Genomic DNA, 261 nt, shown 5'->3' on the forward strand with positions numbered 1-261 from the left:
GATACGGAGTAACATCTCGCCACCAAAGTTGCAGCATCTCAATCAAGCCTTCAGCAGTAGAAATAAAACTGCCTTCAATTATCTCATTTTGCTTGTCACTGCTAAGCTCGGGGAAACACAGCTCTATATTCTGCCGGGTCACCTTGCCACGGTTTTTCATGCGTCGATAAACGAAACGCCCAAGGCTTTCTGCATACTGATGCTTTTTGTTCATCGGCAGCCAAGCGAGGCAATATAGAATAAAAACGATTAACCAGGATG

1 pseudogene is annotated in these 261 nt (G+C 44.8%); it reads right to left on the bottom strand.

Features of this window, described 5'->3' with window-relative positions:
* Positions 1–214, bottom strand: a pseudogene (locus A3761_RS06345) (hypothetical protein); the annotation flags it as partial.
* Positions 215–261: the final 47 nt, after the last annotated feature.

The organism is Oleiphilus sp. HI0123, assembly GCF_001635315.1.